The organism is Acidovorax cavernicola (assembly GCF_003581445.1).
Genome location: NZ_QXMN01000034.1, coordinates 42,932 through 67,128, shown reverse-complemented (window position 1 = coordinate 67,128; position 24,197 = coordinate 42,932). Strand labels below are relative to the sequence as shown.

Annotated in this window: 14 protein-coding genes; 10 read left to right on the top strand and 4 right to left on the bottom strand. The window is 71.5% G+C overall.

Annotation, left to right across the window (positions count from 1 at the left end; genetic code table 11):
- Nucleotides 1-50 precede the first annotated feature (50 nt).
- The 3 genes from D3H34_RS34020 to D3H34_RS22960 form a co-directional block, all read right to left on the bottom strand.
- Nucleotides 51-308 carry a hypothetical protein gene (locus D3H34_RS34020; protein WP_147400475.1) on the bottom strand — a complete coding sequence of 86 codons (258 nt, stop codon included), beginning with the start codon at nucleotides 306-308 and terminating at the stop codon, nucleotides 51-53.
- Between the two features lie 140 nt (nucleotides 309-448).
- Nucleotides 449-766, bottom strand: coding sequence for a hypothetical protein (locus D3H34_RS22965; RefSeq protein ID WP_119556555.1), 318 nt, complete (start codon nucleotides 764-766; stop codon nucleotides 449-451).
- Nucleotides 763-957, bottom strand: a complete 195-nt coding sequence (locus D3H34_RS22960; protein ID WP_167481257.1) for an alpha/beta fold hydrolase — start codon at nucleotides 955-957, stop codon at nucleotides 763-765. Before D3H34_RS22960 ends, D3H34_RS22965 begins: the two co-directional genes overlap by 4 nt.
- Before the next feature lie 63 nt (nucleotides 958-1,020).
- On the opposite strand from D3H34_RS22960, the gene D3H34_RS22955 reads away from it, so the two are divergent.
- Together D3H34_RS22955 and D3H34_RS22950 are read left to right on the top strand one after the other, a co-directional pair.
- Nucleotides 1,021-1,815 carry an SDR family oxidoreductase gene (locus D3H34_RS22955; RefSeq protein ID WP_119556560.1) on the top strand — a complete coding sequence of 265 codons (795 nt, stop codon included), beginning with the start codon at nucleotides 1,021-1,023 and terminating at the stop codon, nucleotides 1,813-1,815.
- Between the two features lie 157 nt (nucleotides 1,816-1,972).
- The gene (locus D3H34_RS22950) at nucleotides 1,973-2,464 is read left to right on the top strand and encodes a hemerythrin domain-containing protein (protein WP_119556554.1); all 492 of its coding nucleotides are present in this window, start codon (nucleotides 1,973-1,975) and stop codon (nucleotides 2,462-2,464) included.
- A gap of 21 nt (nucleotides 2,465-2,485) precedes the next feature.
- On the opposite strand, the gene D3H34_RS22945 is transcribed toward D3H34_RS22950, so the two are convergent.
- Nucleotides 2,486-2,866, bottom strand: a complete 381-nt coding sequence (locus tag D3H34_RS22945; protein WP_119556553.1) for a hypothetical protein — start codon at nucleotides 2,864-2,866, stop codon at nucleotides 2,486-2,488.
- A gap of 176 nt (nucleotides 2,867-3,042) precedes the next feature.
- On the opposite strand from D3H34_RS22945, the gene D3H34_RS22940 reads away from it, so the two are divergent.
- The 8 genes from D3H34_RS22940 (at nucleotide 3,043) to D3H34_RS22905 (ending at nucleotide 24,197) form a co-directional block, all read left to right on the top strand.
- On the top strand, nucleotides 3,043-3,762 hold the full coding sequence (locus D3H34_RS22940; RefSeq protein ID WP_147400474.1) for an STN domain-containing protein: 720 nt from the start codon (nucleotides 3,043-3,045) through the stop codon (nucleotides 3,760-3,762).
- Between the two features lie 6 nt (nucleotides 3,763-3,768).
- Complete coding sequence (locus D3H34_RS22935; protein WP_119556551.1) at nucleotides 3,769-4,329, top strand: RNA polymerase sigma factor; 561 nt, start codon at nucleotides 3,769-3,771, stop codon at nucleotides 4,327-4,329.
- 22 nt (nucleotides 4,330-4,351) lie between these two features.
- Entirely contained in the window at nucleotides 4,352-5,308 is a 957-nt protein-coding gene (locus tag D3H34_RS22930) for a FecR family protein (protein ID WP_286186104.1), read from the top strand.
- A 164-nt stretch (nucleotides 5,309-5,472) separates the two neighbouring features.
- Complete coding sequence (locus D3H34_RS22925) at nucleotides 5,473-19,149, top strand: filamentous hemagglutinin family protein (protein ID WP_167481260.1); 13,677 nt, start codon at nucleotides 5,473-5,475, stop codon at nucleotides 19,147-19,149.
- A 280-nt stretch (nucleotides 19,150-19,429) separates the two neighbouring features.
- Nucleotides 19,430-21,082, top strand: a complete 1,653-nt coding sequence (locus D3H34_RS22920; protein ID WP_286186103.1) for a ShlB/FhaC/HecB family hemolysin secretion/activation protein — start codon at nucleotides 19,430-19,432, stop codon at nucleotides 21,080-21,082.
- 90 nt (nucleotides 21,083-21,172) lie between these two features.
- Nucleotides 21,173-22,990 carry a DUF2341 domain-containing protein gene (locus D3H34_RS22915; RefSeq protein WP_119556547.1) on the top strand — a complete coding sequence of 606 codons (1,818 nt, stop codon included), beginning with the start codon at nucleotides 21,173-21,175 and terminating at the stop codon, nucleotides 22,988-22,990.
- Nucleotides 22,991-23,002: 12 nt separating this feature from the next.
- Nucleotides 23,003-23,416 (top strand): ExbD/TolR family protein, encoded by a 414-nt coding sequence (locus D3H34_RS22910; RefSeq protein WP_062474100.1) that lies wholly within the window; start codon nucleotides 23,003-23,005, stop codon nucleotides 23,414-23,416.
- A gap of 10 nt (nucleotides 23,417-23,426) precedes the next feature.
- Complete coding sequence (locus D3H34_RS22905) at nucleotides 23,427-24,197, top strand: energy transducer TonB (RefSeq protein WP_205736796.1); 771 nt, start codon at nucleotides 23,427-23,429, stop codon at nucleotides 24,195-24,197.

The following is a 24,197-nucleotide window of genomic DNA, read 5'->3' as shown; positions in this document are numbered from 1 at the left end:
AACGGGGGCCGGGGGCCGGCCTGCATGGGGTGTGTCATCGGAAGCGCCATTCAAGGGGCGGTCGAAGGGCCCGCGCCCTGGTGCGTCGGTGCGTCCGGCGCCGCTGGCGGCGCACTCGACGGCGCTTGCTGTTGCACCGCAGGCGGCGTGCCCTCGTGCATGGGCCCTTCCCCGCGTCGATCGACCGCATAGAAATACAGCAGCGCGCCGATGAATACGACAAGCGCCACGCCTGCGCCGTAGAAGAACAGACGCGAGTTTTCCCGGTCGTCGTTCCTGGCTTGCTGTCTTGCAGATGTTCGACTCATGGCGTGTTCCTTTCATCCGGCACCTGAACAAGGTGCATGCATCGGGTGTCGCGCCATCGGCGGGGCCATCGCATCGGTGACCGCAGCAACGCGCTGTAGGAAAGGTCCACCAGTTGGGTCGGGCTGCCCGGGTCCGCGCCTCAGACCTTCGTATCGACGACGATGCGCAGCACCTCGACCCGCTCGGGCAGCGCGATGAGGAACTCCGGGTCGCGCGGCAGGTGGTGCACCACGTTCGGGTCGCCACCGGTGAATGCGCTCATGGCGGCCACGTCGGGCCAGTACGAGGTCGTCACGAATTCGGTGTCGGTGACGCGGTCTTCGCGAAACAGCTGCACCGCGAGCGCTGTCTTGCGCAGCGGCGGAATGCCTTCCGCCAGCAGGTAGCGTTCGTAGGCATCGGCGCGCTCGCGGGTGACGCGGCCGCGCCAGATGCGCGCGATCGTGGCGACGCTCATGGCGGCGCGCCTGCGGTCGTCCTGGCGGATGCCGCCGCCGAAGCCGGCAGGTACCGCCCCAGGAAATCGCGCAGCGGCGGCAGCACCTCGGCCAGGTGCGTCTCGAGCAGCCAATGCCCACCGTCGTCGAACGCGTGGAACTCCGCATCGGGCAGGTCACGCAGGTACGCACGGCCGGCCTCCAGGGGCATGTAGCCGTCCTGCGGCCCCCGTTCGACACGCCCCGGCAGACGCCCCCGGGCCTGGAATCCGCCATGGACCCGCGGCCGGATTTCGGCGAGACCTCCTACGTCGGCTCCGGCAAGCTCAAGGGAAAGGCCGCGTTGATCACCGGCGGCGACAGCGGCATCGGCCGCGCTGTCGCGCTCGCCTACGCGCGGGAAGGCGCGGACGTGCTGATCTCCTACCTGCCGCAGGAAGAAGAGGATGCGCAGGCCACCGTCCGGCTCGTCGAGGGGGCAGGGCGCACCTGCGTGGCCGTGCCCGGCGATATCTGCGAAGAGGCCCACTGCATGCATCTGGTCGATACCGCCATGGCGCGCTTCGGCCGGCTCGACATCCTCGTGAACAACGCAGCGTTCCAGATGTCGCACAAGAACCTCGACGAGATCACGGCGGAGGAACTCGATCGCACCTTCCGCACCAACGTCTATGCCAACTTCTTCCTGTGCAAGGCCGCCGTGGCCCACATGAAGCCGGGCAGCGCCATCATCAGCACCGCCTCGGTCAACGCCGACAAGCCCAACGCCACGCTCGTGGCCTACGCCGCGACCAAGGGCGCGATCCAGAACCTGTCGGGCGGCATGGCGCAGCTGCTGGCGGAGAAAGGCATCCGCGTGAACTGCGTGGCGCCGGGCCCGTTCTGGACGCCGCTGATTCCCTCGACCCTGCCGCCCGATCGCGTGAAGAACTTCGGCCTGCAGACACCCATGAAGCGCCCCGGCCAACCGGCCGAGCTGCAGGCGGTGTACGTGCTGCTGGCCAGCGACCAGGCGAGCTACATCTCGGGCGCCACCGTGGCGGTGACGGGGGGCGTGCCCTTCATCTGAGCGGTGGTGCGACGCGCGACGGGGCGTTGCGAGTTGTTGCGGCCTGCGCGGTGCGCCGCCAAGAGGGTGCGAAGCATTCCTACGTTGCGTGGGCTGCGCACATTCCATCGTGCGATCTCCGTCTCTCTCATCATTCCTTCAACCCATGGAGCCCGCGATGCCCACGACCCGACGCCACGAACCCGATGCCTGCAGCTTTCTCGACACCGACCACCGCCACGTGAAGAAGATGTTCAAGGCCTACGGCGAGCTGGCCGAATCGCACGCCGCCTCGTCAGAACAGAAGAAGCGCGAACTGGCCAACGAGATCTGCATGGAGCTCACGGTCCACACGCGGATCGAGGAAGAGATCTTCTACCCGGCCCTGCGCGCGGCCCTGAAGGAGACCGACCTGCTCGACGAAGCCGAGGTGGAACACGCCAGCGCGAAGGAGCTGATCGCGCAGATCCAGGACGCCACCGAGATCGACCGGAAGTTCGACGCCAAGGTGATCGTGCTGGGCGAGTACATCGACCACCACGTGAAGGAAGAGCGCAACGAGATGTTCGTGAAGGCACGCGCGGCGCGCGGCCTGGACCTCGTGGCGATGCGCGAGCAGCTGGCGCAGCGCAAGGAAGAGCTCATGGAAGAGATGGGCGCCATGGCCTGACGCAGGGCCCTCGCGCTGGATTCAGCGCGCGGGTATCAACGGCGACGACGGCACGACCGGCGGTGGCCGTTGCGGATACACCGACGTACCGAAGGTGTTGCCCATGCGGTGCCCGGTCGCCGCGCGGTTGAACAGGCCGAGCTGGTTCGAGGGGCGCTGAACGATCGCCTCCGAGGCCATGCCCGGTTGCGCGTCGCCGGGGCCGCGCGCGGCGCTCTCGGGCTGCAGCTTCTGCGTGAGGCATGCATAGGAGGGCGTGCGCTCGCCGTTGACGGTGACCTCCACGCAGGCGTCGGCGCCGGCGTCCCCGGCCTTGGTTGTCTGCGTGTGCGTGGCCTGCGCCGCGGCCTGGCCGCCCAGTGCGCACATCAGGGCGGCGGCCATCCCGTACAGGAAATTCATGCGGATGCACCCTTTGTCGTCGCTCGGAGCGCGGCAGTCTAGGCCGCTTGCAAGTCAGTCAGAAGACAGCGGCGCAGGGTGCATACCAAACGTCACATGTCGGTCATCCGCGGTGGATAGTCTCGCCCCTGCACGCGCCAGCCCCCCAGCACTCTTTCCCGTTGTTCCCACCGCCAATGACACACACTTCCGCATCGGGCGGTGCCCTGACACTGTCCTGGTGCCTGGTCGTGGCGTTGATGCTGGCCGCGCGCTTGGCCGCCGCACAGAACGCCGCCGAGGTCGTGCGCTTCGACCTGCCGGCGCAGCCGCTGGAAGCGTCCCTTGCCGTCTTCGGCCGCATCACCGGGCATTCGGTGCTGGTGGCCAGCAGCCTCACGCGCGGACGCGAAGCCGCGGCGGTGCAGGGCGACTTCGCGCCGCGCGAGGCGCTGCAGCGCATGCTCGCGGGCAGCGGTCTGGCGGCCCGCTACACCGGCGCCAATGCCTTCACGCTCGTGCCGGTGAAGACCTCCGCCGCCGACCTCCAGGAACCGCACACCACGGCGAATACCGCACTGGCCGGGAACGGCCCGGCTTCGCTGGCCTATGCGGGCCTTCTGCAACGGGCCATCACGCGCGTGCTGTGCATCGCCCAGCCCGACGCTTTCGGCCGCTACCGGCTGGCGCTCCAGCTGTGGATCGATCCGGTGGGTGGCGTCAGCGACGCGCGCTTGCTCGAAGGCAGCGGCGTGCCGTCGCGCGATGCCGCGGTGCTGGCCAGCCTGCGCGGGAGCGGCCTGGGCCTGGAGGCGCCGCCGCCCGCGCTGGCGCAGCCCGTGACCCTGCTGCTGACCCCGCGCCCCGACCCCGCGCGCGACTGCCGGCCCTATCTCGGCGCACGCGCCGCGAGCTGAGGCGCGATGTCCGAATCGATCAAGGCCTCGCTGCGCGCGCTGTTTCTCGCGCGCTATGCGCAGTTCCGCAAGCACCTGCACCACCGCCTCGGCTCGGAAGACCTGGCCAACGACGCGTTGCAGGAGGCCTACCTGCGCGTGGAGAACTCCACCGTGCGCAGCGCGGTGCGCTACCCCTCGGCCTACCTGTTCCGCATCGCGCTCAACGTGGCCGAGGACCAGCGCAAGAGCAATTCGCGGCTGCTGAGCGTGGGCGAGGTCGAGGCGCTGTACGACATGGCCGACGAAGCGGCCGACCCGGCGCGCGGCGCGGAAGCACGCAACGAACTCGAGGCGCTGGAGCGTGCGCTGGCCGAGCTGCCGCGCCGCCGCCGCGCGATCGTGCTGGCCGCGCGCATCGACGAGATGCCGCACAAGGACATCGCGGCGCGCTACGGCGTGTCGGCGCGCACCGTCGAGAAGGAATTGCGCGCCGGCCTGGAACATTGCTGCGAGCGGCTGGGTCGGGATTTCATCCAGCGCTTCGGTCCCGGCGCCGGAAAACAGTCTGCACATGATGACCGCTGAAGAATCCGGAGCGACCGACGCCATGAAGACCCTGCAACGCGAAGCGCAAGCCTGGGTGGTGCGGCTCGGCTCGCAGCAGGCGAACGAGGACGACGCCCAGGCCTTCCGGCGCTGGTGCGCGCGCAGCCGCGACCATGCACAGGCCTTCGTGCAGGCGCGCGAGGTGTGGCAGGCCATGGCGCCGGCCGCGCAGCGCGTGCGTCAGCAAGAGTTGCGCGAGGCCGCCCGCCGTCGGCCGATGCCCGGGCGCCGCGCCTTCCTGGGCGGCGCGGTGGCGGCGTCGGTCGCCTACCTCGCGGTGTCGCCGCCGCTGGCGCTGTGGCCGTCGGTCACCGAGTGGGGCACCGACTACCGCACCGGCACTGGCGAGCAGCGCGAGGTCGCCATGGGCGACGGCGTGGTGCTGCAGATGAACACGCAGACGCGCATCAACCTGCGACGCAATGCGGCGACGGAAGGCGACGGCATCGAGTTGGTGTCGGGTGAAGCCGAGGTGCTGGCCGGCGGCGCGGCATCGTCGCGCGTCACGGTGATGGCGGGCGGCGGCGTGGTGTCGGCGGTGCGTGCGCGTTTCAACATCCGTCACCTCGACGGCGAGGTCTGCGTGACCTGCCTGGCGGGCCAGCTCGAGGTGGCGCAGGGCGCCCAGCAGGCGCGGCTGGATGCAGGCCGGCAGTTGCGCTACGGCCCCGCCGGGCTCGGCGTGGTCACGGGCGTGGACACCGGCCCCGTCATCGCATGGCGGCGGCGCCAGCTCGTGTTCGACCAGGTGCCGCTGTCGGACGTGGTGGCGGAGGTCAATCGCTACCGCCACGGCCGGCTCATTCTCACGAGCGAGGCGCTGGGCCGCAGCCGCGTGCAGGCCAGCTTCTCCATCGACCGGCTGGACGACGTGGCGTTCCTGGTGCGCGACGTCTACGGCGCCGAGCTCACGCAGCTGCCGGGGGGCATCGTGCTGCTGGGCGCCGCGAGTGCCTGAGGGGGCCTGACAGGTGTCGGATGTGGGCCGAATCGCGCGTTCGTGAAGATTTCGTGACATGGTGCAGTCGCGCCGGACCTTCGCTGTCATAGCTCGGTAGTCCACGGGCCGTTGCGCTTCGTGGCCCCGATCGAGCAACGAAACACGAACCCATGGAAGTCCGCATGCAACGCAGCAGCCGCCGCACGGTGTCCCGGCGCAATCCGCCGAACGCGTCCTCTTCTTCTCTTTCCTATCGCTTTGCAGGCGTGCAGGTGCGCCTCACGCCGCTGGTGCGCGCCATCGCGCTGCTGCTGGCCGGTGGCGCCGCGTTCGACGGAGCGCACGCGCAGCAGGCGTTCAGCGGCGCCTGGATGGCGCAGAAGAACATGGCGCAGGGCACGGCGCTCGCCACGGGCCGCCTGCCCAACGGCATGCCCGCCGCGATGCTCGCGGGGCCGCAGGCGCAACAGCGGCGCGCCAACGAGCAGCTGCAGCAGTCCATCGGCAACCTGAACCTGGCGGCGCGTGCCATCGCCGCGCAGCAATCGGCCCAGGCCGCGGCGCGCGCGGCGGCGACGCAGAACGACCCGTCGGTGCCCGACGGCCTGACCGAAGGCGGCCTGAAGGTCGACACGAACGCGTTCACCGCCGGCTGGCACAACGCGCGCCCGCTCACGCCCGATTCGCAGCGGCAGGCAGCGGGCCGCACCGTGGTCACGGTCGAGCAGACGGCGGACAAGGCGATCCTCAACTGGGAGACCTTCAACGTCGGCAAGAACACCACGGTGAAGTTCGACCAGCAGGCCAGCTGGGCCGTGCTCAACCGCGTGAACGACCCGAAGGCACGGCCCTCGCAGATCCAGGGGCAGATCCAGGGCGACGGCACGGTGATGGTCGTGAACCGCAACGGCATCGTGTTCAGCGGCAGCAGCCAGGTCGACACGCGCAACCTCGTGGCCGCTGCCGTCGGCATGACCGATGCGCAGTTCAGGAAGGGCCTGTACAGCGAAACGCAGGGCAGCAACCCGGTGCCGGCGCTGGCCAACGACCTGGTGCTCAACGCCACCGGCGCCACGCACGGCGCCGCCACCGCCGACGTGGTGGTGGAACCGGGCGCGCGCATCGCCACGCGCCGGCCTGGCAGCGTGACCGAGGGCGGCGGCTACGTGCTGCTGGCCGGGCGCGAGGCGCACAACCACGGCAGCATCGCGACCCCCAACGGCCAGACCGTGCTGGCCGCCGGCGACGCCTTCGTGATCCGCAAGGGCATGGGCACCGACGGCAACAGCGATTCGAGCACCCGCGGCAACGAGGTCGATCCGCTGCGCCTGGCCCACAGCATCGCCGGTCGCGCGCGCAACACGGGCCTGATCGCGGCCACCACCGGCGACGTGACGCTGGTTGGAAAGACGGTGGAGCAGCAGGGCGTGCTGCTGTCCAGCACCTCGGTCAACACGCGCGGCACGATCCACCTGAGGGCGCTGGGCAATGCCGGCGACGCGGGCGACCAGGCCGGGGCGCGCGTGACGCTGGCGCCGCAGAGCGTGAGCGCGATCGTGCTGGAGAACGACGGCGCCACCGCGCTGAACGTGCAGCGCGACACCTTGCTGAAGGATTCCATGCGCCTGAGCGACGGCGGCTACAACCGGCGCGACCAGTCGCTGGTGAAGATCGACTCGGCCGGCGACATCGACTTCGACGGCGGCTCGCTCGCCCTGGCCACCGGCGGCCAGGTGCAGGCGCGTGCCGAGCGCCGCATCCGCGTGGCGCGCGGCGCCGTCATCGACGTGGCGGGCGCGGTCGGCGTCAGCGTGGCGATGGCCTCCAACAACGTGAAGGTCAACGTGCAGGGCAACGAGCAGCGCGACGCCCCGCTCAACCGCGACAGCAAGCGCCTGAACAACCTGGACCTGTGGATCGACCGCCGCGACCTGGTGCGCGTGGCGCCGGGCGTGAACGGCTACGACGGCGAGCGCTGGTACACCGGCGGCGGCCTGCTGGAAGTCGGCGGCTACCTGAACACCGACGGCCACACCGTCGGCGAATGGGCCGCCTCGGGCGGCACGGTGGGCTTTGCCGGCGGCGAGCTCGTCACGCAGCGCGGCTCGCGCATCAACGTGGCCGGCGGCACGCTCGACGTGCAGACCGGCCTGCTGCAGCAGAGCTGGCTCAAGGGCACCGACGGGCGCCTGTACAACCTGTCGACCGCGCCGGCCGACATCGCCTATGCCGGCCTGTACCGCGGCTTCGAGAGCGAGCACGCGCGCTGGGGCAAGAACACCACCGATTTCTTCTACAACCCGCTGATCGCGCCGCGCCAACGCCTGGAAAACGGCTACACCGTCGGCCGCGACGCCGGCCAGGTGCAGGTGGGCACGCGCGCCGCCGTGCTCGAAGGCGACATCGACGCCACCGTGTTCCAGGGCGAGCGCCAGCAGCGCAAGCGTGATGCCGGCCTGGACAGCTACCGCCAGGCGCAGGCCGCGGCGCCGCTGGCGGGGCGCCTGGTCATCGGCAGCATGGCGCCGGTCTACGACGCTCCCACCGGACTGCTGCGCGACAGCCCCTCCGCGCGGGTCGACCGCGTGACGGTGGCCGAGGCGCCGGACACGCTGGCCGATGCGCTGGCCGCCGGCGAGGCGATGCCGAAAGACCTCGCGGGCCACGTGCGGATCGACAGCGGCTGGCTGCAGCGCCAGCGCCTGGGCGGCTTCGCCGCCTATGCGAACGACACGGTGGCGGTGAAGTCCGCGCTCGCCGTCGCACCAGGTGGCACCATCGCATTGCACGCACCCACGGTGGCCGTCGATGCGGACCTGGTGGCGCGGGGCGGCAGCATCGCGCTGGGCGATCTGGTGAGCCGCTTCGCCAGCGTCAACGGCGGTAGCTGGATCGACATCTCCATTGCCGACGCGCTGCCCACCGGCTACCAGCCGCGCGTGGCGGTGGGCGAGGGCGTGCGGCTGGACGCGCGCGGGCTGTGGAGCAACATCGTGCAATCGCCCGATCGCATCAAGGGCCTGCCGTACGTGGATGGCGGCCAGGTGACGGTGCGCGGTACCGGCGACATCGCGCTCGGCGCGCGCAGCCTGATCGACGTGTCGGGCGGCGCGGCCCTCATGGCCGGCAACGAACTGCGCGGCGGGCGCGGCGGCGACGTGACGCTGATGGCCGCCCAGCCCGGCGCCGAAGGCGTGGGCCCCGGCACGCTGCGCATGGACGGCCAGATCCTCGGCCACGGCGTGAAGGGCAGCGGCAAGCTGACGGTGGCCAATGGCGCGGCGATCAGCATCGGCGGACTGTCCGCCGGCAGCGACGGCCAGCTGGCCGCGGGGCGCAGCAGCAGCGTGCACCTGCGGCTGGCCGGCGACTACCTGATCGAGGCCGGCAGCGTGATCCCGATGGACTTCTCCATCACGGTGTCGCGCGCGCTTCCGGGCGTGGCGCTGAAGGAGGCCGTGCAGCCCGCCGTCAACACCACGCGCACCCTCACCACGCGCGCCGACTGGGTGGTGCCCCCGGACACCGAGGTGTACCCGGCCACTGGCAATACCTACGAGTCGGGCCAGACCGTGCCCGCCGGCACCGTGCTGGTGGGCATCTCCGAGCTGGCCAAGGGCTACGTGGTGCCCGGGGACGTGTTCCCCTCGGGCCTGCCGATCCCGGCCAAGACCACGTCGTACAAGGCCGGCACGCTGGCTTCTGCCGACACCGTGATGCCCGCCGGCACGCTGATCGCCGCCGGCCAGTCGCTGCCGCGCGCCGTCGAGGTGCAGCCGCTGCTGAACCTCGACGCGAGCCTCTTCCACAGCGGCTTCGCGCAGTACAGCGTGCGCGGCCAGGACGGCCTGGCGGTGGCGGAGGGCGCCCGCGTGGACGTGCACATGCCGGTGCAGCGCTTCGATCTCGCCACCGGCAGACTGGTGCCCACGGGAGCCGATCCGTCCACCGCGTTGCCGGTGTGGACGCCGCCGGTGTACCAGGACGACCCGGTGAAGCAGAAGCTCACGCAACGCGCCGGCGCCGACCTGACGCTGGAAGCCGGCACCCTCTACCAGCGCTCGCCGCTGGTGGTGGGCGAGGGCGCGCAGGTCGCGCTCGACCCGGGCCGCGCGCTCACGCTGCGCGGCAACGGCCAGATCACCGTGGAGGGCACGCTCTCGGCCTGGGGCGGGCGCGTCGCGCTGCTGCCGGGCACGCATGGCACCGGCAATGAAAGCAACCTCGCCGACGGCATCGCCAACGCGCGCTCGTACTGGATCGGCGAGCACGCGCTGATCGACGTCGCCGCGCGCCCGGTGGTGGCCACCGACGTGCGGGGCCACCGCTACGGCCAGGTGGCCAACGGCGGCACCATCGAAATCGGTGCACGCCATGCGCTCGACGCCACGCAGGTGGACGCGGCCGATGCCTTCGTGGTGCTGCGCCCCGGCGCGCGCCTGGAGGCTTCGGGCACGGCGGCCACGCTCGACCTGCCGGGCCGTGGCGCCACCGAGGTCGCCAGCCACGGCGGCACCATCGCGCTCAGTTCCTACCGCGGCCTGTTCCTGGACGGCAACATGCGCGCCGCCGCGGGCGGCGCAGGCGCGGCCGGCGGCATGCTGGCGCTGAACCTCGATACGCCGATCTACGGCACGGTGGAGCGCTACAGCCTGAAGGGCCCGAAGGTCGACGACGTGGTGCGCGTGCCGCGCGAGATGCTGCTGGCGCAGGTGCAGGGCCGCAGCGCGGTGGGCGATGCCGTCGATCTGCGTCCGGGCGAGGCACACGGCGCGCTGGCCTACGGCACGGCGCGCATCGGCGTCGACCGCATCCACGAGGGCGGCTTCGACAACCTCTCGCTGCTCAGCCACGGCATGCTGTCCTTCGACGGCAGCGTCGACCTCTCGCTGGGCCAGAGCCTGCGCCTGGCCACTACCGCGCTGGCACTGGCCGACACGGCCGCGCCCGATGCCCGGGTGGCGCTGGCCGCGCCTTACATCCGCGTGGCCGGCACCACGCGCCGCCAGATCGATGACCACATCCTGCCCCATCCGGTGGTCGGCTCGCGCAACACCGGCGAAGGCACCGGCACGCTGGGCGTGCCGGCGGTGTCGGCCGGCAGCGCATTGCGCATGGACGCGCAGCTCATCGACCTGGTGGGCATGGTGCAGATGGGCGTGCGCGGCACCATCGTGCGCAACGTGCCCGAGGACCTCGTCGTGGAGCGCAATGCCTTCGACCAGGCGTTGCTGCGCAGCAGCGGCGACCTGCGCTTCTCGGGCAACGCCAGGTTCTATGTGCCGGGCGATCTCACGCTGGCCGCGGCGCAGATCTATCCGGCCACCGGCGACAGCGGCCTGGTGCAGGTCGGCCAGCACAACGTCATCGACAAGTGGGGAGCCCGCCAGGTCGAGCTGGACATGAACCGCCGGCTGGTGATCGAGCGCGTGGGCCCGGCCGGTGAGTTGCCGGCCGCGCCGCAGTCGGCCTTCGGCGCCATGACCTTCCACGCCGCGAATATCGAGCAGCGCGGCGTGCTGCGCGCGCCCCTGGGCGGCATCACGCTGGGCGACACGCGCAGCATCACCGTCGCCAGCAGCGTGCAACTGCACCCGGGCAGCCTGACCTCGGTCAGCGCCGACGGGCTGCTCATGCCCTACGGCGGCACGCAGGACGGGCTGAGCTACCTCTTCAACGGCAAGGACGTGGTGTACCGCGTGCCCGGCGTCGGCCCCACCATCACGCTGGCCGGCCACGCGGTGGACGTGCGCGAGGGCGCGGTGCTCGACATGTCGGGCGGCGGCGCGCTCACCGGCACCGCCTTCCTGGCCGGCCGCGGCGGCTCCACCGATGCGCGCATGCACCCGCTGGTGCAGGTGGGCGCGCAGCGCAAGGGCTTCGTACTGCCCACGCTGGCCACCAACCCGGTCTACGCCATCGTGCCCGGCGTGCAACCGCTGCAGGCACCGCTCAATGGCGAGAAGGGCGCGAGCGATCCGGCGCTGGGCCGGCAGATCACCCTCGGTGCCGGCGTGCCCGGCTTGCCCGCGGGCACCTACACGCTGATGCCCTCGACCTACGCGCTGCTGCCAGGCGCCTTCCGCGTCGAGCTCAACGGGCTGGCGCCGCAGGTCGGCGCGCCGGGCAGCGCGACCGCGATGCGCAATGGCTCCTACACCGCGCCCGCGCAGCTGGGCGTGGCCGGCACCGGCATCCGCGACGCGCTGCCGCTGCAGGCGGTGTTCACGCCGGCCGACGTGCTGCGCACCTACGCGCAGTACAACGAAACCGGCTATGCCGACTTCGCCGTGGCGCAGGCGATGCGCGACGGCGTGCCGCGTCCGCTGCTGGAGCGCGACGCGAAGTCGCTGCGCCTGGATTTCGCCAACTGGGGCAGCCCGGGCGCGGTGGCTGGCGTACCTTCGCTGCGCTTCGCCGGCACCACGCGCTACGCCACGGTGGGCGACGGCATGGGCGGCACGGCGCTGGTGGTCGGTGGCACCGCCCGCAGCTTCGAGGTGCTGGCCGATGGCGCCGCACCCACGCCGGGATTCCAGGGGGTCTCGCTGCATGCCGGCGCGCTCAACCTCATCGGCGCCGCGCAGCTGGGCATCGGCGGCGCGCCCATGGGGACGATGGTGCAGGACCCCACGGCGGCCGACCGGCTGAAGGACGCGAGGGACCTCGGCTTCAGCAGCGCCGCCTGGAACATCGTGCTGCGCGAAGGCGCGGTGCTGCGCGCGGGCGAAGTGTTCCTGGTCACCGACCGCCGCGACGGCGGCATCACCGTCGAATCGGGCGCGGGCATCGACACGCTGGGCCGCGGCCCGGCGGCCTGGGATTCGCGCCGCGGCTACATCTACGGACCAGGGGTGCGCAGCGTGCTGGCCGTGTCCAACGGCTGGATCGACATCCTGCCGCCGAGCGCGGTGAGCGGCGGCGAAACGGGCCCCGGGCGCATCGACATCGGCGTGTGCGCCAGCACCGCCCGCTGCGGCGGCGCGCGGCTGTACTCCGAGGGCACCATCACCGCCGCCACCGACCAGGCCTTCACGCTGGGCGAAAGCTCGCGCTACGGCACGCGCAACCTGGTGCTGGCGCTGGGCGGCATCAACGTCGGCAGCGAGCGCGCGCTGGGCGATGCCGCCGCGCGCGGCGCGCTGCCGCCGGGCCTGACGCTGAACCAGTCCGTGCTCGACCGCCTGCTGCGCGGCGACACCAGCACCGGCGCGCCGGCGCTGGAGAACCTGGTCCTCACCGTGCGCGACGCGGTCAACTTCTTCGGCACGACGCAGCTGTCCACCATCGATCAGGCCACGGGCAAGTCGCCGATCGAGCGCCTGGTGCTGACCACGCCTGCCATCCACGGCTGGGGCGGCCCCGACGACGTGGCGCGCATCCACACCGACGTGCTGGTATGGAACGGCACCAACACGCCGCCCGGCCTGGTGGCCGCAGGCGGCGCGGGCACCGGCAGCGGCCGGCTGCAGATCGACGCGCGGCGCATCGAGCTGGGCGCGGCGCGCGACATGCGCGCCGACACCGTGCACGAGATGGACCGGCTGACGCTGGGCTTCGGCGAGGTGCGCCTGAACGCCAGCGAGCAGGTCACGGCGCGCTACAAGGGCTCGCTGTCGGTGTACCAGTCGCAGGGCGGCTGGGACGAGGCCACCAAGGGCTACGTGCGCACCGGCGGCACATTGCAGATCGATACGCCGCTCCTGACCGGCGACGCTGGCTCGGTGATGCGCTACAAGGCTGGCGGCGACGTGCGCGTGGCCGCGCCCGAAGGCATGCAGCCCGCCGCGATGACCGATGCCGACGCGGCGCGCGCGCTCGGTGCCGAGATCGCCATCGACGGCCGCAGTGTGGCCGTCAACACCGCGGTGGTGCTGCCCAGCGGCAAGCTGGTGCTGCGCGCCGAGGGCGACGTGCAGCTGCAGGACGGCGCACGGCTGGACCTGGCCGGCCGCCGGCTGAGCTTCTTCGACGTCGACAAGTACAGCTGGGGCGGCGACGTCGAGCTCGAAAGCCGCAAGGGCAACGTGCGCCTGGCCGGGGGCGCGCAGATCGACCTCTCGGCGCGGAACAACCGCGCCGGCCGGCTGGCCGTCACCGCGGTGGACGCCGGCGCCGGCCAGGTCGAGCTGCTGGGCCGTATCGCCGGTGGCAGCAGCGGCGAGTACGACGCCGGCGGCACGTGGGTGCCCTACGCGGCGGGGCGCATCGACCTGCGCGCACAGCGCATCGCCGATTTCGCCGGCCTGAACCGCCGTCTCACCGACACCGGCGTGGTGGGCGAGCGCAGCTTCCAGGTCAAGCAGGGCGACCTCGTGGTGGGCGACGAGCTGAAGGCGCGCGAGATCAACCTCTCGGTCGACGGCGGCCATCTCACCGTGGCCGGCAAGGTGGACGCCAGCGGCGTGCAGGTCGGCAGCATCCGGCTGGCGGCGCGCGACGGCGTCACCGTCGGCGGCAATGCGTTGCTCGATGCGCACGGCACGCGCCTGCGCGTGGACAGCTACGGCCAGGCCATCGAGGCGCCCAACCGCGCCGTCATCGAGATCGACAGCGGCAGTGGCCGCCTCGTGCTGGAGAACGGCGCGCGCATGGACCTGCGCGCCGGCACCGACGCCGCGCCGCGCGCCTTCGGCACGGTGGAGCTGAACGCGCCGCGCCTGGGTGGCGCGCACGGCAGCGACATCGCCATCGACGCCGGCGGCACGCAGCGCATCGACGGCGCGCGCACGATCAACGTCAACGGCTTCTTCCGCTACGACGACGCGCCCGTGGGCACCGACCTCGACATCAGCGGCCGGCCCTACCAGCGCATCGACCAGGCCTACCTGAACGAAAAGCACGACGACAGCGTGGCCTTCATGCGCAACGTGCTGGCCAACGGCGGTCTGGTCAACGGCCGGCTGGCCGGCCTGCGCGCCTACACCGAGGCCTTCCACCTGCGCCCCGGCGTGCAGATCGTGAGCAGGACGCCCGACGGCGACCTGCAGATCGACGGCGACCTCGACCTCTCGGGCCTGCGCTACGACAGCCTCAACCCGCGCACGCAGCGCACCGGCGTCTACGGTTCGGGCGAGGCCGGCGCGCTGGTGATGCGCGCGGGCGGCAACCTGAAGATCCACGGCAGCATCAACGACGGCTTCGACACCTCGGCGCTGCCGGTGACCCGCGACGATGACGGCTGGGTGCTGCTCAAGGGCCGCGTGCCCTTCGGCGGCGACGTGGTGGTGCCGCGCGGCGGTGTCGTCACGCTGGCCGAGGACACCTTCCTGCAGCCCGGGCGCGCGCTCAACTTCAACGCGCCGCTCAAGGCCATGAGCCTGGCCGCCGGCACCGTGCTGCCGGTGCGCGCGGTGCTGACCGGGGACTACACGCTGCCCGCGGGCACCGTGCTCGGTGGCGCGGTGCGCGATGTGGCCGGCAACGTGATCCAGCCCGCGGGCAGCGTGCTGGCCCAGCCGCTCAAGCTCGGCGCCGGCGCGCAGCTCGACCCCGGCGTGCGGTTGGCGGGCGCGACCAAGGTCGGCCAGATGCTGTGGCCGGCCGGCGTGCCGCTGCCGTTTCCGGACGGCACGGTGCTGGACATCAACGATCCGCCTTTCTATCGCTACAACGGCCCGGTGCTGGCGCGCCAGGTGCCGCTGCAGCGCGGCGCCATCATCCCGGCCGAGACGGTGGTCAAGTTGCCCGGCGGCGTGGCGTCGGTCAAGCTGCGCCTGGCCGATGCCGACGGCAACCAGGGCCGCAACTTCGCCATCGCGCCGATGCTGGCCGAGGGCTCGCAGTCGTGGTCGATGCGCCTGGTGGCCGGCGCCGACACGCAGGCTGCCGACAGCCGCTCGTTGCAGCCGCGCGCGCAGCAGCGCGACCTGCTGCTGGCCGACACGCACTATGGCAATGGCTTCACGAAGTCGCTGGTCTCCGGCGGCAAGGTCTGGCGCTGGAACCAGCAGGCCGCCGACGAGGGATGGGGCGAGTTCGGCGCCATCCTCACGCCGGACGAAGTCAGCTGGGGCCTGTGCGACATGGGTTACTGCGACCTGGTGTCCGAGAGCCCCGAAGTCTGGAGCTACAAGTCCTACCCGGTGCGCCAGCCGCTGTTCAGCGTGCTGCGCACCGGCACCGGCGACCTCGACCTGCTGGCCGGCAACGACTTCACGCAGCGCTCGCCCTACGGCATCTACACCGCCGGCACGCGCGCGCCGGCGCGCGCCGACGACGCCGACTTCCATCTGCCGCGCGCCAAGGGGCCGAAGGGCACGGTGCTCGGCGACAGCACGCCGTTCGATCAGCTCGTCGACAGCAGCAGCCTGTACCGCGCCTGGTACCCCGACCACGGCGGCAACCTGCGGGTGCGCGCGCAGGGCGATGCGCGCGGCGACATGATCGGCACGCGCGGCATCGTGCGCCGCACCACCGACGAGCTGGGCGTGTTCCGCACGCAGTATCCCAGCGCGATGCTGGGCAACTGGCTGTGGCGCCAGGGCACCGGCAGCGTGGCGCCGGGCGCCGACGGCGTGCCCACCGCCTGGTGGATCAACTTCGGCAGTTACGTCGCGGCCCCTGAAGGCGCGATGTACGACCTCACCGGCCTCGCGCCCTACCTGGTCGGCTTCACCGGCATCGGCACGCTGGGCGGCGGCAACCTGGTGTTCGAGACCGGCGGCCATGCCGGCCTGATGGAGCAGATGGGCGACTTCAGCGCCACCTACGTCTCGCGCAGCCAAGGGCTGAACCTGGCGGTGGGCAGCACCGGCCGGGTGACGCGTTCGGGCGAACTGCTGCTGACCGGCGGCGGCGACCTGGACGTGCGCATCGGCGGCACCCTGAACCCCGCGCCCGAAGTGCGCGCGCTGCCCAGCACCACCAGCTGGCAGGCCGGCAGCACTCTGCGCTACGACCGCATGCGGCTGGACCTCAACGGGGTCTTCGCCAACCTGCGCGGCGCGCTGCGGCTGGAAAGCGGCGCGGTGGGCGGCATCCAGCTGGGCTTCGGCGGGGCCGACCCGAAGGACTCGCGTGCGCGCGATCCCTCCGTCGCCGGCTCGTCGATCGCCTCCGGCGGTCCGGTCGTGATCCCCGGCGACGCCGGTGTGCGGCTGGATGCGCGCGGCGACCTGGTGCTCGGCGGCGTGGCAGACCCGGGGCGCGTGCCCACGCTCACCCACGGCACGCCCTTCAGCGCCAACGGCAAGCAGTACGCGGGCGAAGGCTGGAGCTGGTTCTCGCTGTGGACGCCGTCGACGGCGATCGATCTCGCCAGTGCCGGCGGCAACCTCACGCCCACGCTGGGTTGGACCGACCTCGGCGATTACGCCAACCACCAGCCCACCGACGGCCGCTTCGTCTACCCCGCGGTGTTGCGCGCGTTGGCCGCCAGCGGCAGCCTGTACTACGGCAATGCGAGCTCGGGCATGCGCGACCCGACCAACGCACCGCTGTTCTCGCCCTGGAGCCTGACGCTGGCACCGTCGCCGGTCGGGCCGCAGTTCGCGGTGCAGCGCACCGCACAGCTGGAGTTGCTGGCGCGCGACTCGATCTATGCCTCGGGCTACACCATCACGCCCTCGGGCGCCGACCCGTCGCGGCTGGTGAATCCTTTCCAGCCGGGCTTCGCCGCGCTGGGCGGCCCGATCTGGTACGGGCGCGAGAGCATCCACAACGCGGCCGCCGACGGCCTGCTGTCCTCCGTCGCCCTCTACGGCCAGAGCACGCAGATGAGCTTCCCGCTGTTCACGCTCACCTCGCCGAGCGTGGCCGACGTGGCGCCGCTGGGCCAGCCGCCGTCGCGCTTCTACGCGGTGGACGGCGACATCGTGGGGCTGCGCACCGGTTCGATCCTCTATCGAGGCTCCAACACCGGCGCCGTGACCCCCAACGGCCTCTGGTACGAGGGCGCCGGGCCGGTGGCGATCCGCGCCGGGCGCGACATCACCGACGCCGGCACCCCGCTGGGGCAGGCCGAGATCGCGCCGCCGGAAGCAGCGGGCTGGTACGCGCGCTATTTCCCCGGCAAGCCGGAGCTGGCGCCGCAGCCGCAGATCCTGAACGCCACCTCGGCGCGCGGCAACCTGATCGTGCACCGCCATGCCGACGACGTGTCGGTGGTGGAGGCCGGGCGCGACATCCGCAACAGCAGCTTCCACATCGCCGGCCCCGGCGAGCTGGCGATCACCGCCGGGCGCGACCTGTACATGGCCGACAAGGGCGAGCTCAAGAGCCTGGGCGCCATCGTCAACGTGAAGCCGGGCGACCGCAGCAGCGGCGCCGGCATCTCGGTGGCGGTGGGCGTGGGCCGCGACGGGCCCGACTGGGCCGGCTTCGCCGCGCGCTACCTCGATCCGAAACGCCGCGCCGACAGCGGCCGTCCCTTCGCCGACCAGCCCGGCACCGCGCTGTACAGCTACGGCGGCCACCTGACGCTGGCCGGCTGGCTCGCGCAGCAGTTCGGCTACGGCGGCGACGAAGCGGGCGCACAGGCCTACCTGCAGCGCAAGCAGGCCGAGATCGACGGCCAGCGCAGCGAGGGCGGCGAGAGCGGTGGCGGTAGTGCCCGCCGCGACCTGGCGCGCGAGTTCCGCCTGGCCGAGGGCCTGCACCTCGTGAACTGGCTGGGCGAGCGTTTCGGCGGCAAGAACAGCCAGGGCCGCCACTTCGATGCCGCGACGATGGACGCGCACGCTTTCTTCGCCGCGCTGCCGCCGGAGCAGCAGCAGGTCTACCTGCGCAACGTGTACTACGCCGAGCTGCGCGCCGGCGGGCGCGAGTACAACGAGGAGGGCGGTGCACGCCGTGGCAGCTACCTGCGCGGACGCGAGGCCATCGCCACGCTGTTCCCCGCGCTCGGCAGCGACGGCATCGCGCGCCACTACCAGGGCGACCTGACGATGTTCAGCAGCGCCAACTACTACTACCAGAGCTCGGAGACCTTCACCAAGCGCCCGCAGGCCGGCAAGAGCTACCTGCGCCGCGACGCCTGGAACGCCGCGGGCCGGCCCTACGAGATCGGCGTGTACGACGCGCTCGATGCCGGCATCCACACCAACTTCGGCGGCAACGTGAACATCCTCACGCCGGGCGGCCGCACGCTGGTGGGGGTGGACGGCGGCTTCGTGCCGGGCGAGGGATCGGGCGTGCTCACGCAGGGCGAGGGCGAAGTGCAGGTGTATTCGCTGGACAGCATCCTGCTGGGCCAGAGCCGCATCTTCACCACCTTCGGCGGCGGCATCCTGGCCTGGTCGGCGCAAGGCGACATCAACGCCGGGCGCGGCTCCAAGTCGACCGTGGTCTACACGCCGCAGCGGCGGCTGTACGACAACGCCGGCAACGTCAGCCTGTCGCCGACCACGCCGAACACCGGCGCCGGCATCGCCACGCTGAACCCGATCCCCGAGGTGCCGCCGGGCGACATCGACCTGATCGCGCCGCTGGGCACCATCGATGCCGGCGAGGCGGGCATCCGCGTCTCGGGCAACGTGAACCTGGCAGCGCTGCGCGTGGTCAATGCCGAGAACATCCAGGTGCAGGGCAAGTCCACCGGCGTGCCGATCGTGGCCGCGGTGAACGTGGGCGCGCTCACCAACGCCAGCGCCGCCGCTTCGCAGGCCGCGACGGCGGCGCAGGACGCCCTGCAGCGCGACCGCGCGGCGCAGCGCCAGGCCTTGCCGTCGGTGTTCACCGTGCGCGTGCTCGGCTTCGGCAACGAGGCGCCGGGCGGCGAGGGCGGTGGTGCAGGCCGCGAGCGCACCGGCGCGGCCTACGACCCCAAGGGCGTGGTGCAGGTGCTCGGCGCGGGCGCGCTCACCACCGCGCAGATGCAGTCGCTCACGCCGGGCGAGCAGCGGGGGCTGAAGCGCTGAGGCGTTGAGCGCAGGTTGACCGTGCGCTGAACTTTCGCGCTACCCGCGCACGCGAAGAAAACACAAGGGCCTCCCATGCGGAGGCCCTTCTTCTTATGCATGCGAAACGTGCCTTCCCGGGCCTCGTGCCGATTTCTTGATGAAGTTTTCGTGACAAACGACAGTCGCCGCGCACGCCGTGCGTCTAGGTATCGGTACGCAGCAGCGACATGAAGGCTCTCCACCATGAGCCGCTGCCACGCGAGCTTCATCTTTGAAAACCGAGCTGTAAATGCATGACATGAAGAAGAACGCCCCACCGGCCTGCTGGAGAGCGGTGTGGCTGGCGGTGATGGCCCTGGGCGCCCACGAGGCGGTCATGGCCCAGGCGCCCGCATCCCCCTCCACGCCGGCCCCGGCTGCCGCTGCCGCACCCGCGACGCCGGCTGCCGCCGAGCCGGCGCGCAAGGTCGACATCGCCGAATACATCGTGCGCGGCAACACCGTGCTCGACGCGCGCGCCATCGAGAAGGCGGTCACGCCTTTCCTCGGCCCCGAACGCACGCTGAAGGACGTGGAGGGCGCGCGCGACGCGCTGCTCGCGGCTTACCAGGCGGCGGGCTACCAGTCGGTGTACGTCGACCTGCCCGAACAACAGGTCACGCAGGGCGTGGTGTTCCTGCAGGTCAACGAGACCCGCGTGGGCCGCGTGCGCGTGGTGGGCGCCGAGTACAACTCGCCCGTCGACGTGCGCGACCAGGTGCCGGCGTTGAAGGAGGGCGGCGTGCCCGACTTCAACAAGGCCCAGGCCGAACTCACCGCGCTCAACCGCGGCCCCAAGCGCCAGGTGATGCCGCTGGTGCGCCCGGGCGCGATGCCGGGCACGATGGACGTCGACCTGAAGGTCGAGGACCAGAGCCCGTGGCGCGGCAGCGTCGGCCTCACCAACGACTACAGCGCCGACACGCGCAAGCTGCGCGCCAGCGCCTCGCTGGGCCACGACAACCTCTGGCAGATGGGCCACAGCGCCTCCATCAGCTTCTTCGGCGCGCCGCAGGACCTGAACCAGACGCAGGTGATCTCGGCCTCGTACACCGCGCCGCTCAAGGGCACCAACTGGAGCCTGGAGGCGAACGCCTTCGTGTCCGACAGCAACGTGGCCACCGTGGGCGGCACCAGCGTGCTGGGCAAGGGCCACTCGATCGGCCTGAAGGCCACCTACACGGTGCCCAACACCGGCAACTGGTGGCACGCCTTCAGCGTGGGCATCGACTTCAAGAACAACAAGGAAGCGCTGACGCTCAAGGGCAGCGGCGACACCGTGCCGCTGAAGTACGCGCCGATCACGCTGTCGTACTCGGGCTTCCGCCAGAGCGAGAACAGCCAGTACGGCGTGGGCGTGTCGCTGGTGGCGGGCACCAGCAGCTCCTTCAAGTACGGCAGCGACTGGGCGGCCTTCGACTACAAGCGCTACAAGTCCTCGCCCAGCTTCATGGTGCTCAAGACCGACCTCAACGGCGCGCACAGCTTCGAGGGCGGCACGCAGGTGGCCTTCCGCGTCAACGCGCAGATGACCGACTCGCCGCTGGTGTCCAGCGAGCAGATCGCCGCGGGCGGCATGAACTCGGTGCGCGGCTACCTCTCGGCCGAGGCCACCGGCGACTACGGCGTGGTCGGCTCGGTCGAGCTGCGCAGCAAGCCGCTCACCTTCCTGGGCAGCACCGTCGAGAACTGGCGCGTGTACGCCTTCGCCGATGCCGCGCGGCTGCGCCTGAAGAGCCCGCTGCCCGAGCAGGCCGACCGCTTCTCTCTGTATTCGGTGGGCGTGGGCACGACCTTCAAGGTGGGCACGTATTTCTCGGGCCGTGTCGACATCGGCTATCCGCTGGTCGACGGCCCGCGCACGAAGAAGCACGACACGCAGGTGAATTTCAGCATCACCGCGAGCTACTGACCCAGCGACCCAACGACTGACCGAACGACCGACGACGACGTCCTTTCTTCCTTCCGATTTTTCTTCTCAAGCTTTCCGGAGAACCCTGTCATGCGACGACTTCTTTTCATCGCGCTCACGCTGCTGAGCACGCTTCTGCCGGGCCTGGCCCACGCCTGGTGGCAGGCCGAATGGGCCTACCGCAAGCCCGTCACCATCGACGGCGGCCCGCAGGCCGGCGCCATCGGCAGCGATGCCGGCCGCGTGCCGGTGCTGGTGCGCCTGCACACGGGCAACTTCAAGTTCGAAGGCGTGAGCGAGACCGGCGCCGACCTGCGCTTCATCGCGGCCGACGACAAGACCGTGCTCAACCACCAGATCGAGCAGTTCGATCCGCTGCTGGGCATCGCGCTGATCTGGGTCGACGTGCCCAACGTCTCGGCCGGCACGCCGCAGAAGCTGTGGATGTACTACGGCAACCCCAAGGCCCCGGCCTCGGGCAACGGCCAGCGCAGCTTCGACCCCGACTACACGCTGGTCTACCACTTCGCCGAAGGCGCGGTGCCGCCGCGCGACACGACCGCCTACGGCAACAACGGCCAGACCGCCGCGGTGCCCGTCGAAGGCACCGTGATCGGCAAGGGCGCACAGCTGGGCAACGGCGCACTGATGCTGCCCGCCACGCCTTCGCTGGCCGTGACGGCCGGCGGCACGCTGACCTTCTCGGCCTGGATCAAGCCCGATTCGCTCGGCGCGCGCCAGGCCATCTATGCGCGCCGCGACGGCGCCGGTGAACTCGTGGTCGGCATCGACCAGGGCGTGCCCTTCGTGCAGGTGAACGGCCAACGCAGCACGCCCGGCCAGCCGGTGCAGGCCGGCCAGTGGTCGCACCTCGCGGTGAAGGCCGAAGGCGACAGCGTCGCGCTGTATGTGGGTGGCCGTCCGGCCGTGTCGCTGGCGGCCAAGCTGCCCGCGCTGAACACCGCCGCCGCGCTCGGCGCCGATGCACCGGCCGGCACGCCCGCCGCACCCGCCACGCCGGGCGCCGCGCCCGTCGCAGGTTTCGCCCCGTTCACCGGCGCGATCGACGAAGTGCGCCTGTCGAAGGTCGCGCGCCCCGATGCGCTGCTGCTGGCCGATGCGGTGTCGCAGGGCGCCGAGTCGCGCCTGGCTGCCTTCGGTCCCGACGAGCAGCAGGCCGGCAAGAGCCACTTCGGCTTCATCCTGGCCGCGATGCCGCTGGATGCGTGGATCGTCGTGGGTCTGCTGGGGCTGATGATGGCGCTGTCGTGGGCCATCATGATCGGCAAGGGCCGCAACTTCGGCGCCACTTCGCGCGCCAACGCCACCTTCATCGAGCACTTCCGCGAAGCCGCGGGCGCGCCGCTGGACCGCCTGGCCACGAACAACACCGTGCCGCAGGACGTGCGTGCCGATTCCTCGCTGTGGCGCCTGTACGAGGTGGCCATCGAGGAGATGCGCCGCCGCCATGACCGCGGCTACGACCTGAACGCCGTGTCGGCCTCCACCATCGGCGCCATCCGCGCCGCGATGGACGGCGTGATGGTGCGCGAGACCGAGCGCATGGCCAAGCGCATGAACTGGCTCTCGACCACCATCGAAGGTGCGCCGTACGTGGGCCTGTTCGGCACCGTGATCGGCATCATGCTGGTGTTCGTGGTGGCGGCCATGGCCGGCGCGGTGGACATCAACTCGGTGGCGCCCGGCATGGCGGCGGCGCTGCTGTGTACCGCCGCAGGCCTGGGCGTCGCGATCCCGGCGCTGTTCGGCTACAACTGGCTGGCCTCGCGCTCGGACGCCATCGGTGCCGACATGGCCGTGTTCGTCGACGAGTTCGTCACGCGCCTGGCCGAAGAGCAGGGCGAAGGCCGCTCGCTGCCGGTGGCCGTGCAGGCGCGCCGCGCCTGAGGACCGCGCACCATGGCAAACACAGCCGCGAAGTTCGCCGTGCGCAAGCGCACGGGCGGCATCAACATCACGCCCTTCGTCGACGTGCTGCTGGTGGTGCTGGTGATCTTCATCCTCACCAGCAACGCCAGCATCCCGGGCATCAAGGTCGACCTGCCGAAGGCCAGCGCCTCGGTGGCGCTGGAAAAGCCCAAGACCAAGGCCATCACGATCGACAACGCGGGCAACGTGTTCCTCGATGCCTACCCGGTCACGCTGCCCGAGCTCGAGGAGCGCCTGCGCACCGAGAAGGCGCTGTCGCCCGACTTCCCCGTGATCGTGCGCGGCGACGCCAGCGTGCAGTACGCGAAGGTGGTCGACGTGCTGGACCTGCTGCGCCGCATCGAGCTGAACCAGATCGGCCTCGTGACCGGCAAGCAGAAGTGAGGACCGGAGCGTGAACCCTCGCGACCCGATTCCTGCAGCCTCTTCCGCGGCTTCCGCGCCGCGCACCAGTGGTGCCGGCGCTGCCCGCGGTGCCGGTGGCACGGCCGCGCTCTGGCGCCGCTGGGGCGGGGTGGTCATCGGCCTGGCGATCGTCGTCGCGCTGGCGCTGCTCGTGTGGCGGCTCCTGTCCGACACCGCGAGCCAGAAGCGCGTGGTGGCCGATGCGCCCACGCTGATGCTGCCGCCGCCCCCGCCACCGCCGCCCGAACCCGAGAAGCTGCCCGAGCCCGAGCCGGAAAAGATCAAGCCCGAAGTGGTCGAGCCCGAGCCCAAGCCGGTCGAGCCGCTCGAGGCACCGAAGGACGACGCGCCGCCCAGCCCCTCGAAGGACCTGGGCGACCCCGTGACCATGGACGCGGCCGGCCAGGCCGGCAACGACGCCTTCGGCATCCAGTCCGGCAGCGGCGGCGGCATGAGCGGCACCGGCGCCGGCGGCGGCCTGGGCAGCGGCTCGTACGCGCGCTACGTGTCGAGCCTGTTGCAGCAGGCGCTGTCGCGCGACCCGCGCACGCGCCAGCTGGTGTTCGACGACATCCAGGTCGACCTGTGGCTTGGCGCCGACGGCAAGACCACGCGCGCACAGCTGGTGCGCGGCACCGGCACCGACGAGATCGACGAGGCCGTGCTGGCGCTCTTGCGCGGGCTCGACCGCATCGACGAACGTCCGCCGGCCTCGATGCGCTTTCCGATGCGCGTGTCCATGAAGGGACGCCGGCCGTGA

Bases quoted from the DNA above. Each gene is read 5' to 3' on its own strand.
- D3H34_RS34020 (WP_147400475.1), bottom strand. From the start codon at position 308: ATGAGTCGAACATCTGCAAGACAGCAAGCCAGGAACGACGACCGGGAA.
- D3H34_RS22965 (WP_119556555.1), bottom strand. From the start codon at position 766: ATGAGCGTCGCCACGATCGCGCGCATCTGGCGCGGCCGCGTCACCCGC.
- D3H34_RS22960 (WP_167481257.1), bottom strand. From the start codon at position 957: ATGCCCCTGGAGGCCGGCCGTGCGTACCTGCGTGACCTGCCCGATGCG.
- D3H34_RS22955 (WP_119556560.1), top strand. From the start codon at position 1,021: ATGGACCCGCGGCCGGATTTCGGCGAGACCTCCTACGTCGGCTCCGGC.
- D3H34_RS22950 (WP_119556554.1), top strand. From the start codon at position 1,973: ATGCCCACGACCCGACGCCACGAACCCGATGCCTGCAGCTTTCTCGAC.
- D3H34_RS22945 (WP_119556553.1), bottom strand. From the start codon at position 2,866: ATGAATTTCCTGTACGGGATGGCCGCCGCCCTGATGTGCGCACTGGGC.
- D3H34_RS22940 (WP_147400474.1), top strand. From the start codon at position 3,043: ATGACACACACTTCCGCATCGGGCGGTGCCCTGACACTGTCCTGGTGC.
- D3H34_RS22935 (WP_119556551.1), top strand. From the start codon at position 3,769: ATGTCCGAATCGATCAAGGCCTCGCTGCGCGCGCTGTTTCTCGCGCGC.
- D3H34_RS22930 (WP_286186104.1), top strand. From the start codon at position 4,352: ATGAAGACCCTGCAACGCGAAGCGCAAGCCTGGGTGGTGCGGCTCGGC.
- D3H34_RS22925 (WP_167481260.1), top strand. From the start codon at position 5,473: ATGCAACGCAGCAGCCGCCGCACGGTGTCCCGGCGCAATCCGCCGAAC.
- D3H34_RS22920 (WP_286186103.1), top strand. From the start codon at position 19,430: ATGAAGAAGAACGCCCCACCGGCCTGCTGGAGAGCGGTGTGGCTGGCG.
- D3H34_RS22915 (WP_119556547.1), top strand. From the start codon at position 21,173: ATGCGACGACTTCTTTTCATCGCGCTCACGCTGCTGAGCACGCTTCTG.
- D3H34_RS22910 (WP_062474100.1), top strand. From the start codon at position 23,003: ATGGCAAACACAGCCGCGAAGTTCGCCGTGCGCAAGCGCACGGGCGGC.